The 25,264-nt window shown below is 42.8% G+C and carries 23 protein-coding genes; 3 read left to right on the top strand and 20 right to left on the bottom strand.

What is annotated here, in order from left to right; genetic code table 11:
• Nucleotides 1-73 precede the first annotated feature (73 nt).
• The 5 genes from AC2YHV_RS01550 to rpsU all read right to left on the bottom strand — a co-directional run bounded on the left by AC2YHV_RS01550 (nucleotide 74) and on the right by rpsU (nucleotide 3,881).
• The gene (locus AC2YHV_RS01550) at nucleotides 74-568 is read right to left on the bottom strand and encodes a hypothetical protein (protein ID WP_487372467.1); all 495 of its coding nucleotides are present in this window, start codon (nucleotides 566-568) and stop codon (nucleotides 74-76) included.
• 22 nt (nucleotides 569-590) lie between these two features.
• Nucleotides 591-1,574, bottom strand: coding sequence for a flotillin-like protein FloA (gene floA / locus AC2YHV_RS01545; protein WP_370023731.1), 984 nt, complete (start codon nucleotides 1,572-1,574; stop codon nucleotides 591-593).
• Between the two features lie 56 nt (nucleotides 1,575-1,630).
• The gene (locus AC2YHV_RS01540) at nucleotides 1,631-2,956 is read right to left on the bottom strand and encodes an NfeD family protein (RefSeq protein WP_487372466.1); all 1,326 of its coding nucleotides are present in this window, start codon (nucleotides 2,954-2,956) and stop codon (nucleotides 1,631-1,633) included.
• Nucleotides 2,957-3,249: 293 nt separating this feature from the next.
• Nucleotides 3,250-3,693, bottom strand: coding sequence for a GatB/YqeY domain-containing protein (locus AC2YHV_RS01535; protein WP_034308521.1), 444 nt, complete (start codon nucleotides 3,691-3,693; stop codon nucleotides 3,250-3,252).
• Nucleotides 3,694-3,707: 14 nt separating this feature from the next.
• Nucleotides 3,708-3,881, bottom strand: coding sequence for a 30S ribosomal protein S21 (rpsU, locus tag AC2YHV_RS01530; RefSeq protein ID WP_028391853.1), 174 nt, complete (start codon nucleotides 3,879-3,881; stop codon nucleotides 3,708-3,710).
• Nucleotides 3,882-4,117: 236 nt separating this feature from the next.
• On the opposite strand from rpsU, the gene AC2YHV_RS01525 reads away from it, so the two are divergent.
• Nucleotides 4,118-5,050: a Na/Pi symporter gene (locus tag AC2YHV_RS01525; RefSeq protein WP_487372465.1), complete on the top strand. Its 933-nt coding sequence runs from the start codon at nucleotides 4,118-4,120 to the stop codon at nucleotides 5,048-5,050.
• A gap of 540 nt (nucleotides 5,051-5,590) precedes the next feature.
• Here AC2YHV_RS01525 and deoC read toward each other — a convergent pair.
• The 13 genes from deoC to gpr all read right to left on the bottom strand — a co-directional run bounded on the left by deoC (nucleotide 5,591) and on the right by gpr (nucleotide 20,756).
• A complete protein-coding gene (deoC, locus tag AC2YHV_RS01520; RefSeq protein ID WP_145504659.1) occupies nucleotides 5,591-6,262 on the bottom strand; it encodes a deoxyribose-phosphate aldolase in 672 nt (223 codons plus the stop codon).
• A 159-nt stretch (nucleotides 6,263-6,421) separates the two neighbouring features.
• Nucleotides 6,422-7,759 carry a tRNA (N(6)-L-threonylcarbamoyladenosine(37)-C(2))-methylthiotransferase MtaB gene (gene mtaB, locus AC2YHV_RS01515; RefSeq protein ID WP_034308527.1) on the bottom strand — a complete coding sequence of 446 codons (1,338 nt, stop codon included), beginning with the start codon at nucleotides 7,757-7,759 and terminating at the stop codon, nucleotides 6,422-6,424.
• 6 nt (nucleotides 7,760-7,765) lie between these two features.
• Nucleotides 7,766-8,518 (bottom strand): 16S rRNA (uracil(1498)-N(3))-methyltransferase, encoded by a 753-nt coding sequence (locus tag AC2YHV_RS01510; protein ID WP_034308528.1) that lies wholly within the window; start codon nucleotides 8,516-8,518, stop codon nucleotides 7,766-7,768.
• A gap of 138 nt (nucleotides 8,519-8,656) precedes the next feature.
• Nucleotides 8,657-9,598 carry a 50S ribosomal protein L11 methyltransferase gene (gene prmA, locus AC2YHV_RS01505; RefSeq protein WP_098185694.1) on the bottom strand — a complete coding sequence of 314 codons (942 nt, stop codon included), beginning with the start codon at nucleotides 9,596-9,598 and terminating at the stop codon, nucleotides 8,657-8,659.
• Nucleotides 9,599-9,635: 37 nt separating this feature from the next.
• Nucleotides 9,636-10,751, bottom strand: a complete 1,116-nt coding sequence (gene dnaJ / locus AC2YHV_RS01500) for a molecular chaperone DnaJ (protein ID WP_057278850.1) — start codon at nucleotides 10,749-10,751, stop codon at nucleotides 9,636-9,638.
• A 287-nt stretch (nucleotides 10,752-11,038) separates the two neighbouring features.
• Complete coding sequence (gene dnaK, locus AC2YHV_RS01495; protein ID WP_034308533.1) at nucleotides 11,039-12,871, bottom strand: molecular chaperone DnaK; 1,833 nt, start codon at nucleotides 12,869-12,871, stop codon at nucleotides 11,039-11,041.
• Nucleotides 12,872-12,908: 37 nt separating this feature from the next.
• Complete coding sequence (gene grpE, locus AC2YHV_RS01490; protein WP_063575648.1) at nucleotides 12,909-13,502, bottom strand: nucleotide exchange factor GrpE; 594 nt, start codon at nucleotides 13,500-13,502, stop codon at nucleotides 12,909-12,911.
• Nucleotides 13,503-13,601: 99 nt separating this feature from the next.
• Nucleotides 13,602-14,630: a heat-inducible transcriptional repressor HrcA gene (hrcA, locus tag AC2YHV_RS01485; protein ID WP_048682856.1), complete on the bottom strand. Its 1,029-nt coding sequence runs from the start codon at nucleotides 14,628-14,630 to the stop codon at nucleotides 13,602-13,604.
• A gap of 124 nt (nucleotides 14,631-14,754) precedes the next feature.
• Entirely contained in the window at nucleotides 14,755-15,906 is a 1,152-nt protein-coding gene (gene hemW / locus AC2YHV_RS01480; protein WP_487372464.1) for a radical SAM family heme chaperone HemW, read from the bottom strand.
• Nucleotides 15,907-15,995: 89 nt separating this feature from the next.
• Nucleotides 15,996-17,831, bottom strand: a complete 1,836-nt coding sequence (gene lepA, locus AC2YHV_RS01475; protein WP_063575647.1) for a translation elongation factor 4 — start codon at nucleotides 17,829-17,831, stop codon at nucleotides 15,996-15,998.
• A gap of 175 nt (nucleotides 17,832-18,006) precedes the next feature.
• The gene (locus AC2YHV_RS01470) at nucleotides 18,007-18,330 is read right to left on the bottom strand and encodes a YqxA family protein (RefSeq protein ID WP_053535740.1); all 324 of its coding nucleotides are present in this window, start codon (nucleotides 18,328-18,330) and stop codon (nucleotides 18,007-18,009) included.
• Between the two features lie 21 nt (nucleotides 18,331-18,351).
• Nucleotides 18,352-19,551 (bottom strand): stage II sporulation protein P, encoded by a 1,200-nt coding sequence (spoIIP, locus tag AC2YHV_RS01465; protein WP_034308549.1) that lies wholly within the window; start codon nucleotides 19,549-19,551, stop codon nucleotides 18,352-18,354.
• A gap of 86 nt (nucleotides 19,552-19,637) precedes the next feature.
• Nucleotides 19,638-20,756, bottom strand: coding sequence for a GPR endopeptidase (gene gpr / locus AC2YHV_RS01460; RefSeq protein WP_063575646.1), 1,119 nt, complete (start codon nucleotides 20,754-20,756; stop codon nucleotides 19,638-19,640).
• A gap of 274 nt (nucleotides 20,757-21,030) precedes the next feature.
• Here gpr and rpsT point away from each other — a divergent pair, with 274 nt between their 5' ends.
• Nucleotides 21,031-21,297: a 30S ribosomal protein S20 gene (gene rpsT / locus AC2YHV_RS01455; protein ID WP_034308554.1), complete on the top strand. Its 267-nt coding sequence runs from the start codon at nucleotides 21,031-21,033 to the stop codon at nucleotides 21,295-21,297.
• A 93-nt stretch (nucleotides 21,298-21,390) separates the two neighbouring features.
• On the opposite strand, the gene holA is transcribed toward rpsT, so the two are convergent.
• Nucleotides 21,391-22,404, bottom strand: coding sequence for a DNA polymerase III subunit delta (gene holA / locus AC2YHV_RS01450; RefSeq protein WP_487372463.1), 1,014 nt, complete (start codon nucleotides 22,402-22,404; stop codon nucleotides 21,391-21,393).
• Nucleotides 22,405-22,744: 340 nt separating this feature from the next.
• Between holA and AC2YHV_RS01445 the strand changes: the two genes are divergently transcribed.
• On the top strand, nucleotides 22,745-22,879 hold the full coding sequence (locus tag AC2YHV_RS01445) for a YqzM family protein (protein WP_034308559.1): 135 nt from the start codon (nucleotides 22,745-22,747) through the stop codon (nucleotides 22,877-22,879).
• Between the two features lie 76 nt (nucleotides 22,880-22,955).
• Here AC2YHV_RS01445 and AC2YHV_RS01440 read toward each other — a convergent pair whose 3' ends face one another.
• A complete protein-coding gene (locus AC2YHV_RS01440) occupies nucleotides 22,956-25,262 on the bottom strand; it encodes a DNA internalization-related competence protein ComEC/Rec2 (protein WP_487372462.1) in 2,307 nt (768 codons plus the stop codon).
• Between the last annotated feature and the right edge of the window lie 2 nt (nucleotides 25,263-25,264).

The raw sequence follows: 25,264 nt of genomic DNA, 5'->3' as shown, positions 1-25,264 counted from the left end.
AAATTATAAGTGAATGAAAGTCTATTTTTTCATGCTCATTCAATGATGGTCTAAAAAAGCCCGGGGCTCCGAATCACCTTCTGGACCTTTGAAGACTTCTCTTCGCCCTTGGCGGTCCCAGCACTTCTGACATGATGATGCCATCAATCAGCTGCTTTTTGCCAAAAGACGGTCCTTTGCGATAGACCGGACTATTATTATCAGCAATAGTTGAAGTGAGTTGATCTGCCTTCGCTTTTTGATACAAACGCTCTTGATCGTACTTCTGCTGTAGCCGTCTAAGCTCCGCAATCCTTTTGTTCGCTTCGTTCGTCGTCTCATCGATCACTTCTGCAGCCTGTGCTGCCTGCTGTTCGACTTTCCTTACGGGAGCAGGTGCAGGTCTTTGCTGCTGATTCCCTTGCTGCATTTCACCTTGAAGCTCCTGCATGACCTCCTGCCATTTCTTTTTCGGAGGGGTGTTAGGATCTTGAGTCTGTTTTCTCTTTCCTAACATGGACGTTAAAATACCGATCAAGACAATGATAAGGAATGGGTTCTTGAGAAAGAAATCAATAAAATCTCCCATTTAAAGACCTTCCTTCCCTGACCTAATTATTATTATGGTTATTGTTGTTATCTTTTGGATTTTCGGAAATTTTACTGATGGAACCGCGCATATCCGTATCGGCCGTGATATTTTGGATATTCATATAATCCATCACTCCGAGGTTTCCGCTTTTCAGTGCATCGGCCATGGCCAGCGGAACTTCCGCTTCGGATTGAACAACCTTCGCTCTCATTTCCTGAACACGGGCAACCATTTCCTGTTCAAGTGCAACAGCCATCGCACGTCGTTCTTCGGCCTTTGCCTGGGCTATTTTCTTATCGGCTTCGGCTTGGTCCGTCTGTAATATGGCCCCGATATTTTTGCCGATATCCACTTCAGCAATATCAATGGAAAGAATTTCGAATGCCGTCCCTGAATCCAACCCTTTCGATAAAACCGTTCTTGAAATCAAATCGGGATGTTCCAGTACATCCGTATGCATTTGCGAAGCACCGATCGTCGATACGATCCCTTCCCCTACACGGGCAATGATCGTCTCTTCACCGGCACCACCGACCAGGCGTTCAATATTGGCCCGGACCGTGATCCTTGCCTTCGCTTTCACTTCAATACCATTCATCGCCACACCTGAGATGAATGGAGTTTCGATCACTTTCGGGTTAACGCTCATTTGAACGGCTTGCAGTACATCACGACCGGCAAGGTCAATGGCTGCACCCCGTTCGAAAGGTAACGTGATATTGGCGCGTTCTGCAGCAATTAATGCATTCACCACTCGATCGACATTACCGCCTGCAAGGTAATGGCTCTCCAATTGATTCGTCGAAACATTGATTCCAGCCTTGTGGGCCTTGATAAGGGGATTGACGACCCTGCTTGGTATAACACGGCGAAGCCTCATCCCAACTAATGTAAATATACTGATTTTGACTCCTGCCGCTAAAGCGGAAATCCATAACATGACTGGTACGAATGTGAAAAACACTGCCAATACGATGATAGCAGCAATCACTGCCAGTACAATAAATACCGTTCCTGAAGTTATCACTTAATGATTCATCCTTCCTGTATCCTTTAATTTTAATTTGAATCCGGAATTTCCCGGACGACTACCCTTGATCCTTCAACTTTAACGATAATGATTGTCGAACCTTTGGAAATAAAGCTCCCTTCGGTCACGACATCCACTCTTTCTTCTTTGACCAAAGCTGTTCCTGAAGGCCTCAAATCTGTTAGGGCCTTCCCTTCTGCACCTAATAAATCCAAACGATTCGGATTGCTGACATATCCTTGTTCCGTTTTTGTTGCATCGGTTAATATCATTTTCCTGAAAAATTTCATCTGTTTTCCAAACACCTTTACAAGTAGGATGAATACCAAAATGGATACGGTGACCGCAATTAGCAAGGAGATCGTCATATGGACCGGATCACCTGTCGCAAGGAATAGACTCCCCACTACCGCTGTAAACCCGAGCAGCCCGATAATCCCCCCTGGGATAAAAAATTCAATTAGTACGAGAATGACCCCGATGATGAACATCGCTAACGATTCGTATCCGGTGATACCGGCGACAAGATGACCATAGAAGAATAAGACAAGACTGGTGATTCCAATTACGCCCGGAATTCCAAAACCGGGTGAAAACAATTCCATCACAATCCCGATTCCCGCTATCGTTAATAAAATGGGAACGACGATCGGGTTGGTCAAAAAGCGGGCTAATTTCTCAGGAAAGCTTTCTTCGATTGTCCGAATATCAGCATCTTCAACTCCAAGTATACTATACAGCTCCGCTTTTCCAGAGACGGTGCCTTCGCTATACCCAGCCTTTTTTGCCTGTTCGGCTGTAAATGTCAGCAGCTTCCCTTTTTCCGCTCCATATTCGGGTAAATCGATGTCAACATCCGCCATCGCCTGGGCGTATTTGGGATCACGTCCATTTTGTTCAGCAGCGGTCTTCATGGCAGCCAACCAATAAGATTGCGCTTTCTTACTTGCAGCGTTCCCTGTTGAATCAATCACAGCTGCAGATCCCATGGTGGCACTCGGAACCATATAGATCTCATCCGCACTTAAAGAAATGTATGCCCCTGCAGATAAAGCCCTGTTATTGACATAGGCAACTGTCTTTATTGGTGAATCCGCCAGTAACTTTGCAATTTCCCCCGCTGCATCCACAGCACCTCCAGGGGTATTCACCTCGAAAACGACAAGATCTGCATCTGCTGCTTCAGCAGTGGTCAGTGCTCGTTCCAAAAAGGCCGAGAGTCCCTTTTCCACCGTTTCTTCAATGGGTACATGGTAAACGATCTTCTCGTTTGCAGATACCGTCGCTCCACCAAAGGAAGACATGGTGAACAGCAATCCAAATAGGAGAACAGATAAATAACGCCAAATTTTCAACGGAACGCCCCCTTTCCCGTATTAAACGCGGTAAGTGTCCCATTATCCAGGAACTTACCAGTAAATTCAGCCCGCAACTAAAATTCGAATAAGGAGCAATTGAAGCAACCCTTTACCCTGTTCTTTAGTTATTACGTATGTATATGAAAAAGGTTTCAAAAAAAGCAAATAAAATTAAAAGTGCCACAATTATCTTGGGCTTCGTTTCAATAATATACGCATAAAATTCATGAAATACACAAAAACCACAGGCAATTTGCCTGCGGTTAGGTTTCGAGTTTTAAGTTTAGAGTTTAAGATAGATGTTGTTGTACTAATTTGTTAACTAGAGAACCATCCGCTTTACCTTTAACTTTAGGCATTAAAGCTCCCATAACTCGGCCCATATCTGCTTTGGATGTTGCATTGACTTCTAAAATCGTTTCGTTAACGATTTTAGAAATGTCTTCTTCTGAAAGTTGCTGAGGCATATATGCCTCTACGTATACTAGTTCGGTGCGGACTTTATCCACGAGATCTGAACGACCTGCGTTTTCAAACTCCTGGAGGGAGTCTTTGCGTTGTTTTAATTCGCGAGAGAGCACTGTCAATTCTTCATCATCTGTTAAATCTTGTCTCTGCTTCAAGGCTTCGTTTTGAATAGAAGCTTTCAGCATCCGAATAACAGATAGTTTGTCCTTTTCCTTGTTCTTCATCGCTTGTTTCATATCATTATTTAAACGCTCGAGAAGACTCATCTTTCCACCCTCTCTTAGAATTTACGTTTTCTTGCAGCTTCAGACTTTTTCTTACGTTTTACGCTTGGTTTTTCATAAAATTCACGCTTCCTAGCTTCCTGAAGCGATCCTGCTTTAGATACAGTACGTTTGAAACGACGAAGAGCATCTTCAAGCGATTCGTTTTTACGAACGACGGTTTTAGACATCTCTTTCCCTCCCTCCGAAAACAACACACTAACTCAAGTTGTCAACATGTTATACATGTACTAAACAATTATAATATATCATCTTTAACAGGTCAACCAATAAAATCAAACTTATTTTGAATATAATCGTGTTATTATCATAATTTTTCACTAAGCGATGATTCAACTTGCATGAAATTCCAATTTATAGCATGTCCCCCGTTAATGGGCCATAAGCTTACTATGAGGTGACAGTCATGCATGAGCTCTTTTTATTCATTTTATTCATAGCGATATTTCTGGCAGGTATGTCGGTTTTACGAATCGGACTGTTCAATATGTCCGGTGCAGCATTAAAAGCATTTCTCTCAAAGGTGACGGATAAGCCATGGAAAGGCTTCTTGGCCGGAACCATCTTTACCGGGATCCTGCAGAGCAGCTCGGCGGTCATGGTCATGACGGTCGGCCTCGTTTCCGCAGGAAGCTTAACATTCCCGCAAACAATCGGGATCATTCTTGGAACGAATATCGGATCCACCTTTACTGCAGAGTTCATGACTTTCTCTTTGGATCGCTGGATCATTCCCGGTGTCGTAAGCGGCGCTTTCCTTTGCTTCATGCCAAAAGCATTCCCGAGAAGCCTAGGAATGTCCCTGATCGGAATCTCGGCCATCTTCGCGGCGATGAGCGGTTTTAAAACGCTTTCGACACCGATTGCAGCCTATCCATCCATACAAACGCTTATCCAGTACATAGAGAGCCATATGAGTTATGCCCTGATTGCCGGGTTATTATTGACGGCACTCATTCACTCCAGTTCTGCAACCATCGGGATAGCCATGAGTTTTTTGATGAATGGGGAGTTATCTGTGTCCTCGGCAATCATCATCATGCTCGGATCGAATATCGGCACTTGCATCACCGGATACATGGCCAGCATCGGTTCTGGCAGACAAGCTGCCTTCACAGCTTATGCACATATTTGGCTGAACATCATCGGGGTTGCCGCATTCCTGCCTTTTGTGGACATCCTGGAAAGTACGGCTGCCTATTTCACCGAAAACAAAGGGACACAGCTCGCGCATGCCAGTGTCATTTTCAATATCTTGACTTCATTGGCCGTCTTGCCATTCGCACGGCGATTCTCCAACCTCATTCTTTGGGTGCATCGGCCAAACTTAAAAAAATAAGAGCTGTCCAAAAGTCATTGGCAACTGACTATGGGACAGCCATAAATAAGATAGTCATAACCTAAACGCAAAGATAATAAGGGCGGTAAACGATTTCAGCTAACCTTTTATAATTAGTTTTATGGTTCAATAAGCTCAAACCACTCAATAATACAACAGCTACTATCAAAATCAGCAAACTTTCATTAGAGAATGATGTTAGATAAAAAGCAGTTACTGCCATTATTAATAAAACGGTTATTGAAGTGAAAAATTCCACCATACATTTTACCATTCAAAATGAAAACCCAATTTAATATAAGCATGTTTACTCCCTGTTTGATACCTCCTAATTTCTATTAAATCCACAATAAACATATTTTTGAGTGTATGGGTTCCATAAATGATACAGGTCCTCTTCTTTTATGAAATAGGCCAATATACGGGCAAGGGAAATTGCCAGTTGAATTATTTTTGGAATCAATAAAAAACAGGCGGAGAAAAAATAATTCATTTTTCTCCGCCTGCTTTATTTTAGGGAATTATACGGTCCTTACAAAATCAATAATCGGAATCAGCCGTTAAGCCCTTCACGATGGAGACACCTGCACTCGCTCCAATTCTTGTTGCACCAGCTTCTATCACATTCTGGGCATCGCTCGTGTTGCGGACCCCGCCTGAAGCTTTGACACCGATATTCGGGCCAACCGTTTTTCTCATAAGTGCGATATCTTCAACTGTCGCTCCGCCGGTCGAAAAACCAGTTGATGTTTTCACATAATCCGTTCCGGCTTTTACGGCCAATTCACATGCACGGACTTTTTCTTCATCGGTCAATAAAGAAGTTTCAATGATCACTTTTGAAAGAGCCTTACCAGTGGATGCCGCTACCACAGCACGAATATCCCGCTCTACCAACTCATCATCCTTGTCCTTCAATGCGCCGATATTGATCACCATATCGACTTCGTGAGCACCATTAGCGATGGCATCTTTCGTTTCAAAAGCTTTGGTTTCCGGTGTGTTTGCACCTAGAGGGAAGCCGATCACCGTACAAACTTTCACTTCTGAACCTTCCAAAAGTTCACTTGCATATTTCACCCAAGTTGGGTTTACGCATACGGAAGCAAAGCTATACTCTCTCGCTTCTTCGCATAATACCTTTATTTGCTCTTTGGTTGCATCTGCTTTTAATAACGTGTGGTCAATTAAACCTGCTACATTTTGTGACATTAATAAATCCTCCTCAAAAACAATCTATACCTAGTTGTACGTACCTCTCATGATACCATAGTTTATCCATTTTGACGATATATATAGTCTTTACCCGAAAGCGCCAAGAAAACACATCTAAAAAAGGATAATAAAAAAAGACAGCGGTTAACCGCTGTCTTAGATATTGGATGCTTGTTGCAACGGAAAATCCTTAACGACCGTCACGAACTGACCTTCACTAAATGGATAGCCAGATTTTGTGATTTTAACTTTGACGATTTCACCGACCATTTCTTCCGATGCCGGGAAGACGACTTTCATGTAATTATCTGAGTAGCCCTCATAAAGGCCATTTTCCAACTTCGTTTCAGGAATGACTTCCAGAACTTCCCCCTCGAATCGGGAGGCATACTCTTTTGCCAACTGATCCGACAACGTAATAAGGCGGTGGACTCGTTCATTTTTGATATCTTCATCCACTTGATCTCCCATACGGGCAGCCGGAGTCCCTGTCCGTTTTGAATAAGGGAAAACATGAAGTTCGGAGAATTTATATTTTTCTATAAAGTTATATGTCTCCATGAATTCTTCTTCAGTTTCACCCGGGAAACCTACGATGACATCAGAGGTAACAGCAAGGCCCGGAAGTGCAATTTTCAGCTTTTCGATTCGATCACCGAAGAAATCCATCGTATATTTACGTCTCATCCGTTTTAGAACGGTATCGGAACCCGATTGGATTGGTATATGCAAATGACGTACCACTTTTTTCGAATTCGTCAGCACTTCAATGATCTCATCTGTAATTTGGCTGGCTTCAATTGATGAAATACGGATACGCTTCAGCCCATCGACTTTTTCCAAGTCACGCAGCAGCATCGCCAAATTATAGTCTTTCAAATCGTCTCCGTAGCCGCCCGTATGGATTCCGGTAAGGACTAGCTCCTTATAGCCTGCCTCAACAAGCTGTTCAGCCTGGTGAACGACTTCTTTTGGATCGCGGGAACGCATCAAGCCACGTGCCCAAGGAATGATGCAGAAAGTGCAGAAATTATTGCAGCCTTCCTGAATCTTCAGTGAAGCGCGTGTACGGTCTGTAAAAGCAGGTACATCCAACTCTTCGTAGACACGGTTTTTCATGATATTACCTACGGCATTGATTGGTTCACGCTCAACCTTGAATTGCTCAATGTAATCAAGCAGTTTAACCCTGTCTTGTGTTCCTACAACAATATCCACACCTGGTATGGCCATGATTTCTGCCGGCGATGTCTGTGCGTAACATCCCGTTACCGCTATGACGGCATTCGGATTCTTACGAATGGCACGACGGATGACCTGACGGCTTTTCTTATCGCCAGTGTTTGTCACCGTGCATGTGTTGATGACATATACATCTGATGTATTTTCAAACTCAACACGATCATATCCCCCAGTTTTGAATAATTGCCATATAGCCTCTGTTTCATAATGATTCACTTTACAGCCTAATGTATGGAAAGCGACCGTTGCCATTTTTCATCACCTCAAAAGTTCTACATGATAAGAAACAGCGGAAAGTGCATATAAAGGTGCTGTTTCAGTTCTTAATATTCTTGGTCCAAGACCGCAAGCCATAAAACCGGCATCAGTCAGTTTTTCAATTTCCTTATCTGCTAAACCACCTTCAGGCCCAAAAACGAATAGGATGGATTGCCCAGCAGTAATATCTTTCAAGACAGAAGCGAGTACAGAAGTTTCCCCCCGTTTTGCCTCTTCTTCAAAAGCGATTAATTTATGATCGAAACCGGAAGCATACCCAGCTAGCTGATCTGCCGTCATCGGTTCCTTGATGGCAGGGATAACCGTGCGGTGAGATTGCTCAGCCGCCTCTTTTGAAATCTTCTGGAGCCTCTCCAATTTCTTGCCTACCTTTTTGTGGTCCCATTTTACCACCGAACGAGCAGCAATAAAAGGGATAAATTCAACGGCACCCAGTTCAGTGCCCTTTTGAACGATATATTCCAATTTATCCCCTTTAGGCAGACCGCTCGCAATCACTACCCTTACAGGAAGTTCCTTTTCTTCATTCTTCCATTCAGTTACCGTACCTATTACAGCATCATCAGTAATTTCCGAAATTTCCGCGATTGCTGTCATGCCATTACCTTTCACCGTGATGATCCGCTCACCTGGTCCCATTCTCATCACTCTGGCGATATGGTGAAAATCATCACCTGATATCGTCACCATGTTTCCATTGATATCTGCTTCGTTAAGAAAATACCGTTGCACACTGCCACCTACTTCGTCTAGTCTAAATAACTCACAGGCTAACAGTCGGGAATCCAGAATGCAAGCCGTGCAAAGATTCAAGCTAAAAAAAGGTACTCTGACTATCAAAAAAACCGATAATCAGAGTAACTTTTCCAATTAAGCATTTCTTTTTGCGATTATTGCCACCCAATCTTCCATCAAGATCGTTTCCTCAACGGTGAAACCAGATGCTATAATCGCTTCCTTCACATCTTGTTTCTTAGTTTGAATGATTCCGGAAGCGATGAAAAATCCGCCAGGTTTAACGACTTTCGCTACATCATCCGTAAAACGCATGATCACTTCGGCAAGAATATTAGCCACGACAATATCCGCTTGTTCATTTACACCATCCAATAAGTTGCCTTGTGACACGGACACTTTATCCTGCACGTTATTTAGTTCAACGTTTTGCTTGGCTGACTGTACTGCCACTTCATCCAAATCAAGTGACTGGATTCGCTTTGCATCCAATAATGCAGCTGCAATACTTAGAACACCAGAACCAGTTCCTACATCAACGACTAAATCCCCAGGCGTTACTGTTCGTTCCAGCGCTTGGATGCACATGACCGTCGTCGGGTGTGTTCCCGTTCCGAAGGCCATGCCTGGATCAAGTTCAATGATCAATTCGTCACTGCTTACCGGAGTATAGTCTTCCCACGTTGGCACGATGGTAAAACGTTCGGATATCTTGACGGGGTTATAATATTTTTTCCAAGCCGTCGCCCACTCTTCTTCATTCACTTCACTAATTGAAACAACATTTTTCCCAAGGTCAATATCAAAAAGTTGGAGATTATTGATTGATTCCTTAATAGCATCAATGGTATCGCCAAGGAAGCTGTTTACGGGCAGATAAGCCTTAATGACTACACCTTCATCCGGATAATCATCGGGGTTTAAGTGGTAGATTTCGCCAAAAACATTTTCACGTTCCTTGACTAATTCTAGAGGATCCTCAATGACAACACCGCTCGCACCTGCCTCATGAAGAATATTCGAAACAGGTTCAACCGCTTCATTCGTTGTTTGGATTGCAAATTCAGACCACTTCATAATCTACCAACTCCCAATTTGTTCTTTTTACTTTTATTCACCTATCTTTGAAAGCCCGCTTCACTTTTGAGAAAAAGCCATCATCTTGTTCATCTACACCTTGTCCGCTGATATCACTGAACTCACGAAGCAATTCCTTTTGTTTTTCCGTTAATTTCTTAGGCGTGACAACCAATACGACCACATGCTGATCTCCTTGGCCATATCCTCTGACATTCGGAACTCCTTTGCCCTTTAAACGGAAACGAGTGCTAGTTTGTGTACCTGCTGGAATCTTCAGCTTCACTTTTCCATGCAGCGTCGGAACTTCTATTTCATCGCCTAATGCTGCCTGGGCAAAAGTAACCGGCATTTCACAATAAATATCATCGCCATCCCGTTCAAAGAATTCATGGCTGCGCACATGGAAGACTACATACAGGTCTCCTGCGGGGCCGCCATTGATTCCAGGCTCGCCTTGGCCTGTTACGCGCAACTGCTGGCCATCATCAATTCCTGCTGGCACCTTGACTTGGATTTTTTTACGTTTTTGGACTTTTCCGTCGCCGCCGCATGTTGAACATTTATTAGGAATGATTTTTCCTGTTCCTTGACAATGGTGACATGCTCTCCGGTTCACAATCCTTCCGAAAGCTGTGTTTTGTTCAACATTCAATTGACCGGTTCCATGACAATGTGAACAGTTTTCCACCTTTGTACCTGGTTTGGCACCGGATCCTTTACATGTACCGCAATCCTCTTCACGCGGAATTTCGATCTCAGTATCTTTTCCGAATGCAGCCTCTTCAAACGAAAGCGTCATCGTATACTGTAAATCCGCTCCTTGACGCGGTGCATTAGGATCTCTCCTGCGTCCGCCGCCCCCAAAGAAGCTACTGAAAATATCTTCAAAACCGCCGAAACCGCCAAAGTCCTGACCGCCAAAGCCTTGATTGGGATCTGTATGTCCGAATTGGTCATAATGGGCTTTTTTCTGTTCGTCACTCAATACTTCGTAAGCTTCCTTGATTTCCTTGAATTTATCCGCAGCATCGTCCGCTTTATTAATATCAGGGTGATATTGTTTGGAGAGCTTTCGATACGCTTTTTTGATTTCATCCTTCGAAGCACTTTTCGAAAGGCCTAACACCTCATAATAATCGCGTTTACTCATATCTAAAATCCACTCCCGATTCGATTCACATAAAGGTAATATTATCACTGAACGAAGATAATAATCAACTAGAAAAGTACAAACGGCTTTAACACATTTTTGCAAATGGCATTGCCAGCCCCAATTTGCACACATTTTTCTCTAAAATCCCACGATTCCCCATCAGTAATTGCAACAATGTTTCCATTCACTGTAAAAAAAGCCAAAGTCAAGATAACCTGACTTTGACTTTTTTACAATGGGGCAGAATACTGCCCGATATATCAGTGTCCCGATTGGGGCACTTTTTATTTTTTCTCTTCTTCGTTCACTTCAGTGTATTCAGCATCAACGACATTATCGTCTTGAGCAGACTCGCCAGCACCCGCTTCGCCAGCTTGCTGAGCTTTTGCCGCTTCTTCATAAAGCTTCATTGTCAAAGCTTGAACGATTTCGTTAAGTGCATCTTTTTTCACGCGGATTTCTTCAAGCTCATTTTTCTCGATTGCAGCTTTCAGTTCATCCTTCGCTTCATTCGCTTTTGTCACTTCCGCTTCGTCCACTTTACCTTCTAGATCTTTAAGCGTTTTTTCCGTTTGGAAAACTAATTGATCTGCTTCGTTACGAAGTTCAACTTCTTCTTTACGTTGTTTATCGCTATCGGCATTTTCTTCCGCTTCACGTACCATGCGTTCGATCTCTTCATCAGAAAGGCCTGAAGATGATTTGATGGTGATTGCTTGTTCTTTGTTCGTACCAAGATCTTTCGCACGAACGTTCACGATACCGTTTTTATCGATATCGAATGTCACTTCAACTTGCGGAACTCCACGCGGTGCCGGTGGAATGTCACTCAATTGGAAACGACCAAGAGTTTTGTTATCCGCTGACATTGGACGCTCACCTTGAAGGACATGGATATCAACTGCCGTTTGATTATCAGCCGCTGTCGAGAATACTTGTGATTTACTTGTCGGAATCGTAGTATTACGGTCGATCAGTTTCGTGAATACTCCGCCCATCGTTTCAATTCCAAGTGAAAGTGGAGTTACATCAAGAAGGACAACGTCTTTAACATCACCTGTCAATACGCCACCTTGAATTGCAGCACCCATAGCCACCACTTCATCAGGGTTTACACCTTTGCTTGGTTCTTGACCGATTTCCTTTTTGATCGCTTCAACGACAGCAGGAATACGTGTAGATCCACCAACAAGGATTACTTTGTCGATTTCAGATGCTGAAAGACCGGCATCTTTCAATGCTTGACGAGTAGGTCCCATCGTACGTTCCACAAGACCTGTGGAAAGCTCATCGAATTTAGCTCTAGTCATCGTTACATCCAAGTGAAGCGGGCCAGCTTCTCCAGCAGTGATGAACGGTAAAGAAATTTGAGTTGACGTTACGCCGGAAAGATCTTTCTTCGCTTTTTCAGCTGCATCTTTCAAACGTTGAACCGCCATTTTATCTTTTGAAAGGTCGATTCCGTTTTCTTTCTTGAATGCTTCAACCAGGTAATCGATGATGACTTGGTCGAAATCATCTCCACCTAGACGGTTGTCGCCTGCTGTGGACTTAACTTCGAAAACGCCGTCTCCAAGTTCCATGATCGATACGTCAAATGTACCGCCGCCAAGGTCGAATACAAGGATCGTTTGATCTTCTTCCGTTTTATCCAAACCGTATGCAAGTGCTGCAGCTGTCGGTTCGTTGATGATACGTTCCACTTCAAGGCCGGCAATTTGACCAGCATCCTTGGTTGCTTGACGTTCTGCATCATTGAAGTAAGCAGGTACAGTGATAACCGCTTTAGTGACTTTTTCGCCAAGATACTCTTCAGCGTATGATTTCAAGTATTGAAGGATGATTGCAGAAACTTCTTGAGGTGAGTATTCTTTTCCTTCAATTACTTCTTTATGGTTGGTACCCATATGGCGTTTAATGGAAATGATCGTGTTAGGGTTTGTAATCGCTTGGCGTTTTGCCACTTCCCCAACTTGCCTTTCTCCATTTTTGAATGCCACTACGGATGGTGTTGTACGGTTTCCTTCCGGATTCGGGATTACTTTTGGTTCCCCGCCTTCAAGTACAGATACACAAGAGTTTGTTGTACCTAAGTCAATACCAATAATCTTGCTCATAGTTTCACTACCTCCCAATTATTTATATGTAAAAATCCTATTCGTTCACTTTTACCATTGCAGGTCGAATCACACGGTCTTTAAGAAGGTATCCTTTTTGGAATTCCTCGACGACGATGTTCGAACCGAAGTTTTCATCTTGAACTTGCATGACCGCTTGATGCAAACGCGGATCGAACTCTTCGCCAACCGAACTGATCGGTTCGATGCCTTCTTTAGCCAATGCACCAGTAATCGCTTTATAGACCATTTCCATGCCGGATAGCAAGGATTTCGTCTGTTCATTTTCCGCTTCGATTTTTGTTGCTCTTTCAAAATTATCAAGAGCCTCCACTAAATCACTAGCAATACTTTGAACTCTATATTTTTGAGCCGCCTCCATATCAAGCTTGGCACGGCGTCTTGAATTATCAAAATCGGCCTGCAGACGAAGATAACGGTTATCCATTTCTTCGATTTTCGCCTCAAGTTCGGCAATTTTTTCTTGAGCCAATTGAAGTTCATCTTTTTCAACAGGACCATCGTTTTCTTCCGCTGCTGGAATTTCTCCTTCAGCGAAAACTGCTTCTGCAGCGCTTTCCTCGATTGTTTCATTTTCCAATGTTTGTTCTTCGTTTTTATTTTCTGTCACAATCTCACCTCCCTAAAAGGGTTATACAATTTATGCTAAAGTAATATGCCAGGCCGCGGAATACACTCCTCCGCCACCTTAACAATATTACCTTTGCTACTATTTTTGATACAGTTTTGTCATCAGGGCCGTTAAATCTTTCGAGAAAAACGAAAGCAAACTGATCACTCTCGAATATTCCATTCTCGTTGGACCCAATATGGCCAATGTGCCAACTTGCTCCTGCCCGATTGAGTAGGTTGCCGTAATCAAACTGCAGTCATCGAGCACTGTGTTTTGATTTTCACGGCCGATCTTGACGTGGATGCCCGATGGATTTTGAGTAATTAGTTCATAAAATCCCTGTTCCTGCTCAATCATCGATAAAAGCGTGCTTACTTTCGCAATATCATGGAACTCCGGCTGCCTCAGCATATTCGTTTTCCCGCCGAAAAATATTTTTTCGGGCTTTGTGTCCGTCAGGGTCTCCGCAAGGACCGAGACCATCGATCCATAGTTATGAATGTGGCGGCTCAATAGAACGGCCACTTCCTTATAGATCTTATCCTTTAGATCAACTAGCGGAACATCGACCAAACGGGAATTCAATATATTCACCATCTTTTCAATTTCATTTATATCAAAAGAAGGCGGTAAGGAAATCATTCGATTTTCCACATGACCTGTATCCGTAATAATGATGGCTATTGCCGTTTCAGGACTTAAGGGAATGATCTGGATTTTTTTCAGCTTATGCTCATTCACTTTTGGTCCCAGTACAATCGCCGTATAATTCGTCAGTTCCGAAAGTATTTTCGCTGACTTCTGAACGATCTTTTCCAATTCATAAATTCGTTCTACAAAAACGGATTTTAAAATCTTCACTTCATTCTTTTTCGGAGCTTGAGGAGAAAGTAAATGATCCACATAATATCTATACCCTTTTTCAGAAGGGATCCTACCGGAAGAAGTATGGGTTTTTTCTAAAAACCCCATTTCTTCAAGGTCAGACATTTCGTTGCGAATTGTGGCAGAGCTGAACGTGATTTCATCTTTCTTCGACAAGCTTCGTGACCCGACTGGCTGGGCAGAATGGATGAAATCCTCGATTATCACTTGTAGAATCAATAATTGACGATCAGTTAGCATGTATGATCACCTCTGTTAGCACTCTGTCTCATCGAGTGCTAATATACTAATAAATTATCAAATGCAGCTTATGATGTCAACAATGAAAACCGCTAATTCATCGTTAAAATAACATGGATTTCCTTCAGTCGGAATCAATAACGCCTAAAAATGTTTGGAACACTTCATTTCCAAGCAGTTTGCCCCGCTCAGTCAAGCGCACGAACCCGCCTTCCACCTTAAGCAAACCCTTTGCCGATCCTTCTTCGAGCGGTTTCCTGAAAATCTCCGTCATTTCTACAAAAAATTTATTCTTGAAGATTTCCAATGAAACCCCTTGCGTTTTCCGGAGACCCAAAAACATCTCCTCTTCCATCCGTTCATGAAGCGGTACTGGATGTTCTTCCAACACAGGCAGCTCGTTCGAAAGCAATGGAGTGATATATTTCTTCACTGGCCCATGATTGGCCACTCTTTTACCTCCAGTATAGCCATGTGCACCAGCACCAATCCCATAATACTCCACATTATCCCAATATGTCAGGTTGTGCCTGCTTTCAAACCCAGCCCGGGCAAAATTACTGATTTCATATTGATTCAGACCATGCTTCTCCATCTCTTCCATCAGCCTCTCATACATCGAAGCCTCGAGTTCCTGCGGCGGCAGGTTTAATTTACCTCTCCGCATCTGATTATAAAAAACCGTCTTCGGTTCAACGATCAATGAGTAGCTTGAGTAGTGCGGCAATTGAAGCGCGATCGCTTTATCCAGCGTATCCTTGAAATCTTCCATCGTTTGGCCCGGCAATCCATAAATCAAGTCGATGCTTATATTCGTAAAGCCAACTTCTTGAGCCAAATGGATCGTTTCATATACTTCTGAAGCCCGGTGAGTCCGGCCAATTCGTTTTAATAATTCATCATTGAAGCTTTGCACTCCAAAGCTAAGTCTATTGACCCCTGAATCATAAAGTATCTTGAGTTTTTCCCTTGAAAGATCCCCGGGATTGGCTTCAAATGTATATTCAGCCTTCTTGGGATCAAAGGGCAGGGTTTCATTGATTGCTTCACATAAGAATGCAAGCTGCTTTTCATCCAGTGAGGTCGGTGTCCCTCCACCGACGAAAACCGTATCCAAACCTGCAGTCGGGTATTTGGAAAGCTGCATCACCATTTCCCTTTTCATCATCTGTAAATATTCGTCGACCGGCTGTCCCTGCAAAAATACTTTATTGAAATCACAATAGTGACAAATATGTTCACAAAATGGTATATGGAGGTAGGCGCTTTTGATCATTGTGTTCACAACCTTTTAATCGAATGAGTCGATAGAAAAAGAGGCTAGATCTCCTCTACCCTCTTTTTTCTAACTATCGTTTATTTTATTTATTTTTTGGGTGTCGTATCATCCATTTTCAAAACAGCCATGAAAGCTTCTTGCGGAACTTCAACGGAACCTACTTGTTTCATCCGCTTTTTACCTTCTTTCTGTTTTTCGAGCAACTTACGTTTACGGGAAATATCGCCGCCGTAACATTTAGCCAATACGTTTTTGCGCATTGCACTAATCGAAGAACGGGCGATGATTTTTTGCCCGATCGCCGCTTGGATCGGCACTTCGAATTGTTGCCTTGGAATCAATTTCTTCAATTTTTCAACAATGACTTTACCGCGTTCATAAGCAAAGTCCTTATGAACGATGAAACTTAAAGCATCGACAGTTTCAGCATTCAATAAAATATCCATCTTCACAAGCTTGGACGGTTGGTAGCCGATCAGCTCATAATCGAATGAAGCATAGCCTCTTGTATTGGATTTCAATTGATCGAAGAAATCATACACGATTTCCGATAATGGAATTTCATAATGAATGCTCACACGAGTCTCATCGATATATTCCATATCAATGAAGTTACCGCGTTTATTTTGACAGATTTCCATGATCGCCCCGACAAACTCCGTCGGAGCCATCATTGTCGCTTTGACATATGGCTCCTCGACACGTTCGATCTTTTGAGCATCAGGCATATTGGACGGGTTATCCACTTTCAGGACCGTTCCGTCCGTTTGCACCACATCATAAATAACACTCGGTGCAGTGGTGATTAGATCGATTTTGAATTCACGTTCAATCCGTTCCTGGATGATTTCCATATGAAGGAGTCCAAGGAATCCGCAACGGAAACCGAAGCCCAATGCTTGCGATGATTCCGCTTCGAACTGAAGCGCTGAATCGTTCAATTCCAATTTCTCCAATGCATCCCGTAAATCATTGAATTTCGATGCGTCAATTGGGTATAAACCGCAATATACCATCGGATTCATCTTCCTGTAACCCGGCAATGGTTCTGTCGCACTATTCACGGCACCCGTGATCGTATCACCGACAGTCGTATCACCAACGTTTTTAATGGATGCCGTAAGGAAACCTACATCACCGACGTTCAGTTCATCCAAAAGCTGTGTTTTAGGGTTGAAAACACCCAATTCGGTAACATCGAATTCCTTGCCAGTGGACATCATTTTGATTTTGTCGCCCACTTTAATGGAACCCTCAACAACACGGATATAGGCAACTACACCGCGGTACGCATCAAACAGTGAATCGAAAATAAGCGCCTTGAAAGGAGCATCCGGATCACCTTGCGGAGCTGGAACCAATTCAACTACCTGTTCCAAAATCTCCTCGATTCCGATTCCGGCTTTAGCCGAAGCCAAAACTGCATCGGAAGCATCCAATCCGATCACTTCCTCGATTTCTCCGCGCACCCGTTCCGGATCTGCACTCGGCAAATCAATTTTATTGATGACCGGAATGATTTCAAGGTTGTTGTCCAAAGCTAAATACACATTTGCAAGCGTTTGGGCCTCAATTCCCTGTGCCGCATCGACAACAAGGACAGCGCCTTCACAAGCTGCAAGGCTTCGTGACACTTCATACGTAAAATCGACATGTCCCGGTGTATCAATAAGATGGAAGATGTATTCTTCTCCATCTTTCGCGTTATATTTCAATTGAATCGCATTCAATTTAATCGTAATTCCACGCTCACGCTCTAAATCCATGGAATCCAACAGCTGACTCTTCATTTCACGCTGAGTCATGGCGTTCGTTTTTTCAATGATACGATCCGCCAATGTAGATTTACCATGATCGATATGAGCGATGATGGAAAAGTTACGAATTTTTGATTGTCTTTTTAATTTTTCTTCTCTATTCATGACGTTCACTCCCACTAGTCGACACAATACACTATTTTTTATTATATCAATAGAAAATGCAAGATTCAACAGAATAGTTACAAAAGAAGCATCATTGCAGGACAAAGCATAAAAAAAGGCTGCATCCCGGATTCGGATGCAGCCTTTTGCAGGGCACAATCAACTTATTTCCTACCTAAATCATATCAATAAGGGCTTGAAAGGCACCTGATATGGTTTCTCCAAGCGTTTTGCCGATCGATGAGAAAAAGTTGAAAGCTTTCATTTCTTCAAGCTTTTCTTTTTTCGTCTCCAAATCATGACTCGTCACTTTTTCGCCAAGGATATCCGCTTCCATCTCCCCTTGGTCCGATTGGTTAATGATGAATGCACTATTCAAAGAGGGATCTTCATACCCCTTCATTTTTTTCATCCCGTCGTTCGCTTGCTGCATCCCGATTAGAACACCTAAAAATAATACGAGCACAATCCCTGTACATTTCAACCAAAATCGAACCATGATAAGAGAACTCCTTTCAAATTACCTCGCTTCCGAATCCCCGGTCGGGTTATCCACCGCTTTGGCATCCCAGTAAAATTCACTGAAAACCTCGGTAAAGGCATCAACGGTCAAGTACATTTCCTCGAAAGTATTATCCACACCGCCAACTTCAATAAGCATGGCATTGCCTGATAAATCCTGATTATATATACCATTATGGCTAGATCCGCCCTGTTTCATAACCCCTCGGGAAATACCTGGGTATTTTTTCTCCAATGCTTTATGAAGCTTATTGGCAAGCGCGGCATTTTTTTCATAGTTCGGGTTATTCCCCCCGATCACGAAGGCGATCTTGGCATACTCTTTACCTCTGATTGTAATTGTCGTATGTTTCTTCCGCTTTGAATCGCGGTGGATATCAATCAGGTATTCTAAATCTTTGTTATTGGCCAATGCCGTCTGGACCGATTTCCGTGATTCTTGATACGATTTGGCATAATTCAATCCTTTATTATTCAGATTTCCCATGATATCCGTTTTATCGAGCGAGGAGCCGATCCCTTTATCAGCCAAATCTTCAACCATCCGTTCCCCGAGTTTCGTAATATTGATTTTAGAATGGTAGGCTAGATCGGGGTCTGTCACCCCTTTTAAATATGGAAGATATGACTCCCGGTTATGGCTATGGTATATCTCGACCACTTTCCGGCCATTGGTCGTTTGATTCGGCTGATTGGTCACTCCTTTATCCGGTTCTTTAATCTCATCCAGGTTTTGAAGGGATGCATCCCTTTCTTCATTCAGGACATCCACTGGCGGTGAAGATTCATACGGCATATTCGTATAATTCGTTCCTTCCCCAGCAACGAGGATCTCATTATCAAAAATCGAAAAGCCAGGAAGCTCCCTTCCCAGTAAACTTCGCGGGTCCTCAAGTGAAATGTTGGTCGAGACTTTTATCAATTGATTCGTGATGATCGATTCCTGCTTACCTTCCGGCAGGGCATTAAAAAGATAATGATTTTCGTTGGCCAGCATCGAAAACAGCATTTTTCCCGAGAATTGATTGGCTACAGTATGTACGGAGTTAGAAGATATCCTATACTCCGGTCTTAGGGAAGTCATGACCCCACTGACTGAAAAAACAAAAAGAAGCAAGGCGAGAATACCTAGAAAAGTTTTTATTATTGTTGATCCGTGAATGGCTGTTATGATTCCTGGGGAATTTCTTCTTTTCATCTTTCCACCCTCTCTATAGCTTGTCTATTAATACCTATGACTTTGCTAGAAAGGGTAGAACACCATTTTTGGGCACTGAAAGTGATTTAACGGGTGTAATAGCCGGCATTATCTTGATTTATTGAATGATGCAAGGCTGCATTTAAACCATTGGCTATCAAATTGGCCATATCCTCGATGAAAACATCGACTTCTTTTGGTGTAACCATCAAATTTTGACCAAGCGGTGACAGTACCTCATAAATCAACTTCCGTTTCTCTTCATCAGGGAGGACACCTATCATTCCCAAGAAGGTTTGGCGCTCCTTTTCACCTGGCATATCCTCTTCGGTCAGCTTTGTGCGCTTCCCAAAACTGAATCCAGCTGGTGCCAACGAACGTGATGGCCTGTCCCCTTCATTCAGTTCCTTGCCAAAGTGCTTCAAAATATAATCTATCGTATCGCTGGCAATGGATACGGCATCCACGACAGTAGGTATTCCTATTGCTATAACGGGAACTCCCAGCGTATCCTGGCTCAATTCTTTTCGTTTATTTCCCACACCAGACCCTGGATGGATGCCTGTATCCGTAATTTGAATCGTAGAGTTCACCCGTTCGATCGAACGGGCAGCCAATGCGTCAACGACGATAAGGAAATCAGGATTACTTTTTTCGATGACGCCTTTTATGATGTCACTCGTCTCGATTCCGGTAATCCCCATCACCCCTGGGGAAATGGCACTGACCGGCCGATAGCCTTCCTTGACGGACTCTGGCTGCAATTCGAACAAATGTCTTGTGACCACAAGGTTCTCAACGACTGCAGGCCCCAAGGCATCGGGGGTAACATTCCAATTACCAAGACCGACAACCAAACAACTGCTTTCTTTTGTGATTTTATTCCGTTTCAAGAAGTAAGCCAGTTCGTTGGCGAACACCTTTTCCACCCGTTGCTGCGTTTCCGTATCCTGCTGGCGGATTCCCTGCACTTCGATGGTCAAATAACTGCCCTGTTTCTTACCGATTTCTTTTTCTCCCTCAGCCGTGACCTCAACTAAGGATACCTTCAGATCATCCACTTCTTTTTCCTTAATAATGACACCTTCGATGCGGGAAACATCCACTTCCTCTACTACACCTTTATGTTCAAGGGCAATTTCCTTTGCTTCAATCGCCAAATCTGTCCGAATTCCGTATTCACTAAGGTCCAATTTATTTTCCATAACGGCCTCCTGATGTTTGAATTGTATCTAATCTAGTATTTTCAATAGTCTCTCTTAAACATTCTGTCGTTTTTGCTTTTTTATTATTCATTTTTTTGGTACAATGAATGATGACGAGATGAATTTATTACTGAAATTATAATTCCTTTTCGATTCTCAATCTGAAGTATTGCATATTTATGAGCAGTCTGATAGAATATCACTTGTGCTATTTGATATGGATTTGAAAAGTCGAGTTCATATAATCTCGATTTCTTTGTAGGAGGTGAACGGAATGCCAAACATTAAATCTGCTATTAAACGTGTAAAAATCAACGACAAAAAACGCGTTCATAACATTACTGTTAGATCAACTATGCGTACTACAGTGAAAAACGCTGAAGTTGCATTAGCTGGTGAAAACGTTGAAGCTGCTAAAGAAGCTCTTTTAACAGCTGCTGTGAAATTAGACAAAGCTGCATCTAAAGGATTAATCCATAAAAATGCGGCAGCCCGTAAAAAATCTCGTTTAGCGAAAAGACTTAACGCTCTTAACGCATAATGACAAAAAATTAAACGATCCAATCGGATCGTTTTTTTTGTGCCGTTTTTTGCATAAAAAAGGTGACAGGATATCTGCCTGCCACCTTTTTTATCATCTAATTTTTAAAAGCAGCAGCTCAAGCGTGATTGCCTTATCTGCTTGGCCGGTCTTCATTTTATAATCCGCTTCCGCTAAGTCGTTCATGATGCTCAACAACTCGCGTTCCTGGAATTTCCCCGTCTTTTCAAGTGCCAGCTTTACCCTGTAAGGGTGCACCTTCAGTTGACCCGCAATTTTTTGCTGGCTATAGCCCTGACGGGAAAGCTCCTTCACTTGATACATGAGCCTGACCTGACCTGCCATGACACTCAAGATCTTGATCGGCTCTTCATTCTGCCTGAGAAGATCGTGCAGTATCGTCATGGCACTCTCCATTTTTCTCTGTAACACATGATCAACAAGTGTGAAGATATTCTGTTCAAGGGATTTTGCGACCAGCTTTTCCACTACCTCGACTGTAATGTGCTTCTCAGCTTCCGTATAAAGCACCATTTTATCCAGTTCATTCGTCAGCATCATCAGATTCGTTCCTGCAAGTTCAAGTAAAAGCTCTGTAGCCTGCTCATCTATTCGGACTGAAGAAGCTTCGACCCTCTCCTTCACCCACCCCTTTAACTCCTGATCACCAAGCTTCTTCGCTTCAACGAGAACCGCCTTACGCTTCAGTTCCTTGGTGATTTTTTTCCGTTCATCCAGTTTCTCATAAGGTGCGGTCAATACGACAATAGAATATGGAACCGGGTCAGCCAAATACGCTTCCAGTCTTTTCACATTATGCTCAACTCTTGACTTCGTTTTTTCAGCTGTCAAAAAAAATGGGTTTTGCATGAAGACAAGGCGCCTTTCCCCGATAAACGGGAGGGTTTCGACATCTTCAAGCGCAGTTTCAACAGGCGTCTCTTCTAAATCAAATTGAGAAAAGTTAAAATCCATCTCATCTTCATGAAGGACATTGTCAATCAATAGCTGCTTCGTTTCATTAATTAGATAGGCTTCCGTCCCATATAACAAGTATACTGGCGCGAATTGCCCTTTTTTTATACTTTTCCAAACGTCTAATACCAATAGAATCCGCCTCTTTACTATGTATTCTTCTCTAATGGTATAGGTGGATGGACCATTTGACAAGCTATAAAGGGAACTAGCCCTTAAAAGGGCTAATTCCGGATCTATATGAACACTTTCAAGAAAGGCCCGGGTAATCTCCCTTGAAAGCGGGTAGAGTATTCATGTAGAACAAATGAGCTTTTCGTTTTTCGCTTGCTTTGTTTGTACTTTTATTTTGACCTCAAAATCCCAAACTATTTGTGACAACTCTTGTCAGTAAAGGAAATGAAGGAATGAAGCCTGTAGATTTTTTTTTGGTAATGTTTTATACTATTAGCAGAAATAGGAGGGGTAAATAATGAACGAATTTGAAAAGAATGTTCAATCAAAGACAGATGACGTCGCTGATTCCGCTATAGGATTCATCGGTTCTTTTGTATTTTTCGCTGCCATGTTCACCATAGCTGTCGTCATTAAAGCTGTCGGATCCTGATTTCATTCATTACATGCACTTATTTTTCCTGATGGGGGCTGCTGCTGCAGTCCCTTTCTTTTTGATTTTCTATATACTATGGGAGAGTCTTCAGAAAGGTTCCACTGCTTTTGTAATACTTGTAAATAATAGAACCATCCTCGTCCGTCCTGAACACTTTTATGCCATTCCCCTCCAAATTCCCAATTACGTCTCCATGAGGGTGCCCGTAGCGGTTATCTTTTCCAACTGAAATAAGCGCCGCTTTCGGCTGCAGCTGTTCAAGGAAGGGCGCGGAAGAAGACGTTTTACTGCCATGGTGACCGACCTTCAAGATATCCGCCTGCAACTGCGGAAATGTTCTCAAAAGTTCCCTCTCCCCTTCTTCTCCCATATCGCCGGTCAATAACCATGACACTCCGCCAAGCTCCGTGAATAGAACGATGGATGAATCATTCTTATCTTCCTCTTGCTTAAATGGACTTAGCACAGCAAACCGCACTCCGCCCGCCACCCATTGGTCCCCCCTTTTCAGGACGGTCATTTTCACTTTTTTCTCTCTCGCCACGGCTACAAGATCCATATCCCTATATTGCTCTTCACTCCAGCCTCCAATGATGATCTCCGCAACTTTAAAATGATCTATTAATTCTTTTGCACTTCCCATATGATCTGCATCCGGATGGGTTAAAATCAATTTGTCCAATTGGTGGATTCCTTTACTTTTCAATAATGGAATAATGATATCATCCGCCGTGTTGAACTTCTTTCGCTTTATCGCCCATGCATCGATTGGAAATGTAATTTGCCCGCCCGTATCAATTAAATAATTACCGCGATTGAAAGGCAGGGAAATGAAAATGGAGTCACCTTGTCCTACGTCGATTATTTGCACTTCACCGAAAGGCGAGAACCTTTGTAAGTTATACTGCAAAAGTAAAAGGACGATTATCATTCCGCACCAGATTTTACTTTTTTCAAAGGATACTTCCCAAGTCAGGCATAACCCTATAAGGGAAATAACAAGTAGTAACATCATGAGGAAAGGCGGCTTTCCAAACGGTATGGAAGCGAGCGGCAATTCCGATGCTGCATCTGCGGCTTTATTGCAGAGTACGAAGGTGAAATTCAATAATGATATGAGAGGTTGACCAAAGGAAGGAAGTAATAAATGAATGAGGAGGGAAATCAGTGAAAATGGCAGCAATATGATGGAATAAAGCGGAACATACAATACGTTCAGAAACACTCCAAGTAAAGATACTTCAAAAAAGTGAAAAAGCAAAATCGGAAGGGCTGCCAGTTGGCAGATGGAACTGAGGATGAATAGCTGCATCGATTTCTTCGGGTATTGCAAGAAGATGCTTGTAGACATGATAATGGAGAATGTGACCGCGAATGAAAGCTGAAAACCTATATCATAGAGCATATTAGGCCGAAAAAACAAAAGTGCCAAATAAGTCGATCCAATTGCGGCACCCGCTGAAATCCGCTTCTTGAATAGCAGGAGTAGAAAGAAAAGCATAGCCATTGAACAGGATCGCACCACTGATGGACTGGCACCTGAAAGTAACATGTAAACCGGAAGGAAGAGTAAGATGGCCATCATCATTCTTTCCCGTGTAATCCCGACCCTGATGCCGATGTAAAATAACATCCCCGTTAAAAAACTGACATGAAGGCCGGAAATCGCCAGTAAATGAACCAACCCCAACCGCTGATAATTAGTAAGGTCCCCTTCATCTATATATCTCTGGTCACCGAATATGAGCGCTGTGACAAAACCGCTCGACTCTTCAGGAAAGTGTTCTCTAATATATGCAATCCCCTTCAGGCGCAAATTACGAATCGAAACCAGAATCGAGTTTCCACCTTCTTTGCATTCTTGAAATGAAATGGAATCCGCTTTGAATATCCAATGGGTGCCGTGGCGGAAAAGATAACGCTGGTAATCGAAACTGTTTTCATTCCTGTTTTTCTCGGGAATTTGCAATGTCCCTTCAGCCGGACAAGATAAACCGATTCGCAGAAACTGACTAAGCTTTTCCTGTTCCAATTTGGACGTGATTTTATAACGAAGCAATAGCCGTTCGCCTTTCTCACTGCCAATGAATCCTTTTAATGAATTTCCATCTATATTCGGTTGGTCGGTAAATGTGATGATAAATTGGCTTTCCGTTCCATGATAGGCAGTTTTGTTTCGGTGATCGGAGAAGGAGGCGGCCCCTAAAAATATCCCCATGATCACCAAATGAAAACTAAGGGCCTTCACACTTAAGCCCACCGAATAATAAAGGAAACAGAGAAAAATTAGGATAATGATCAGCAGCCTTACATTTAAAAGAGAATGGGCCGTAACACCAAATGTAGCTGAAACGGCCAGTAAGATAAGATGTCTGGCCATGC

The sequence above is a fragment of the Peribacillus sp. SRI_006 genome (assembly GCF_057586375.1).
The sequence above is the reverse complement of the archived record's forward strand: the minus strand, read 5'-3'. Positions and strand labels throughout refer to the sequence as shown.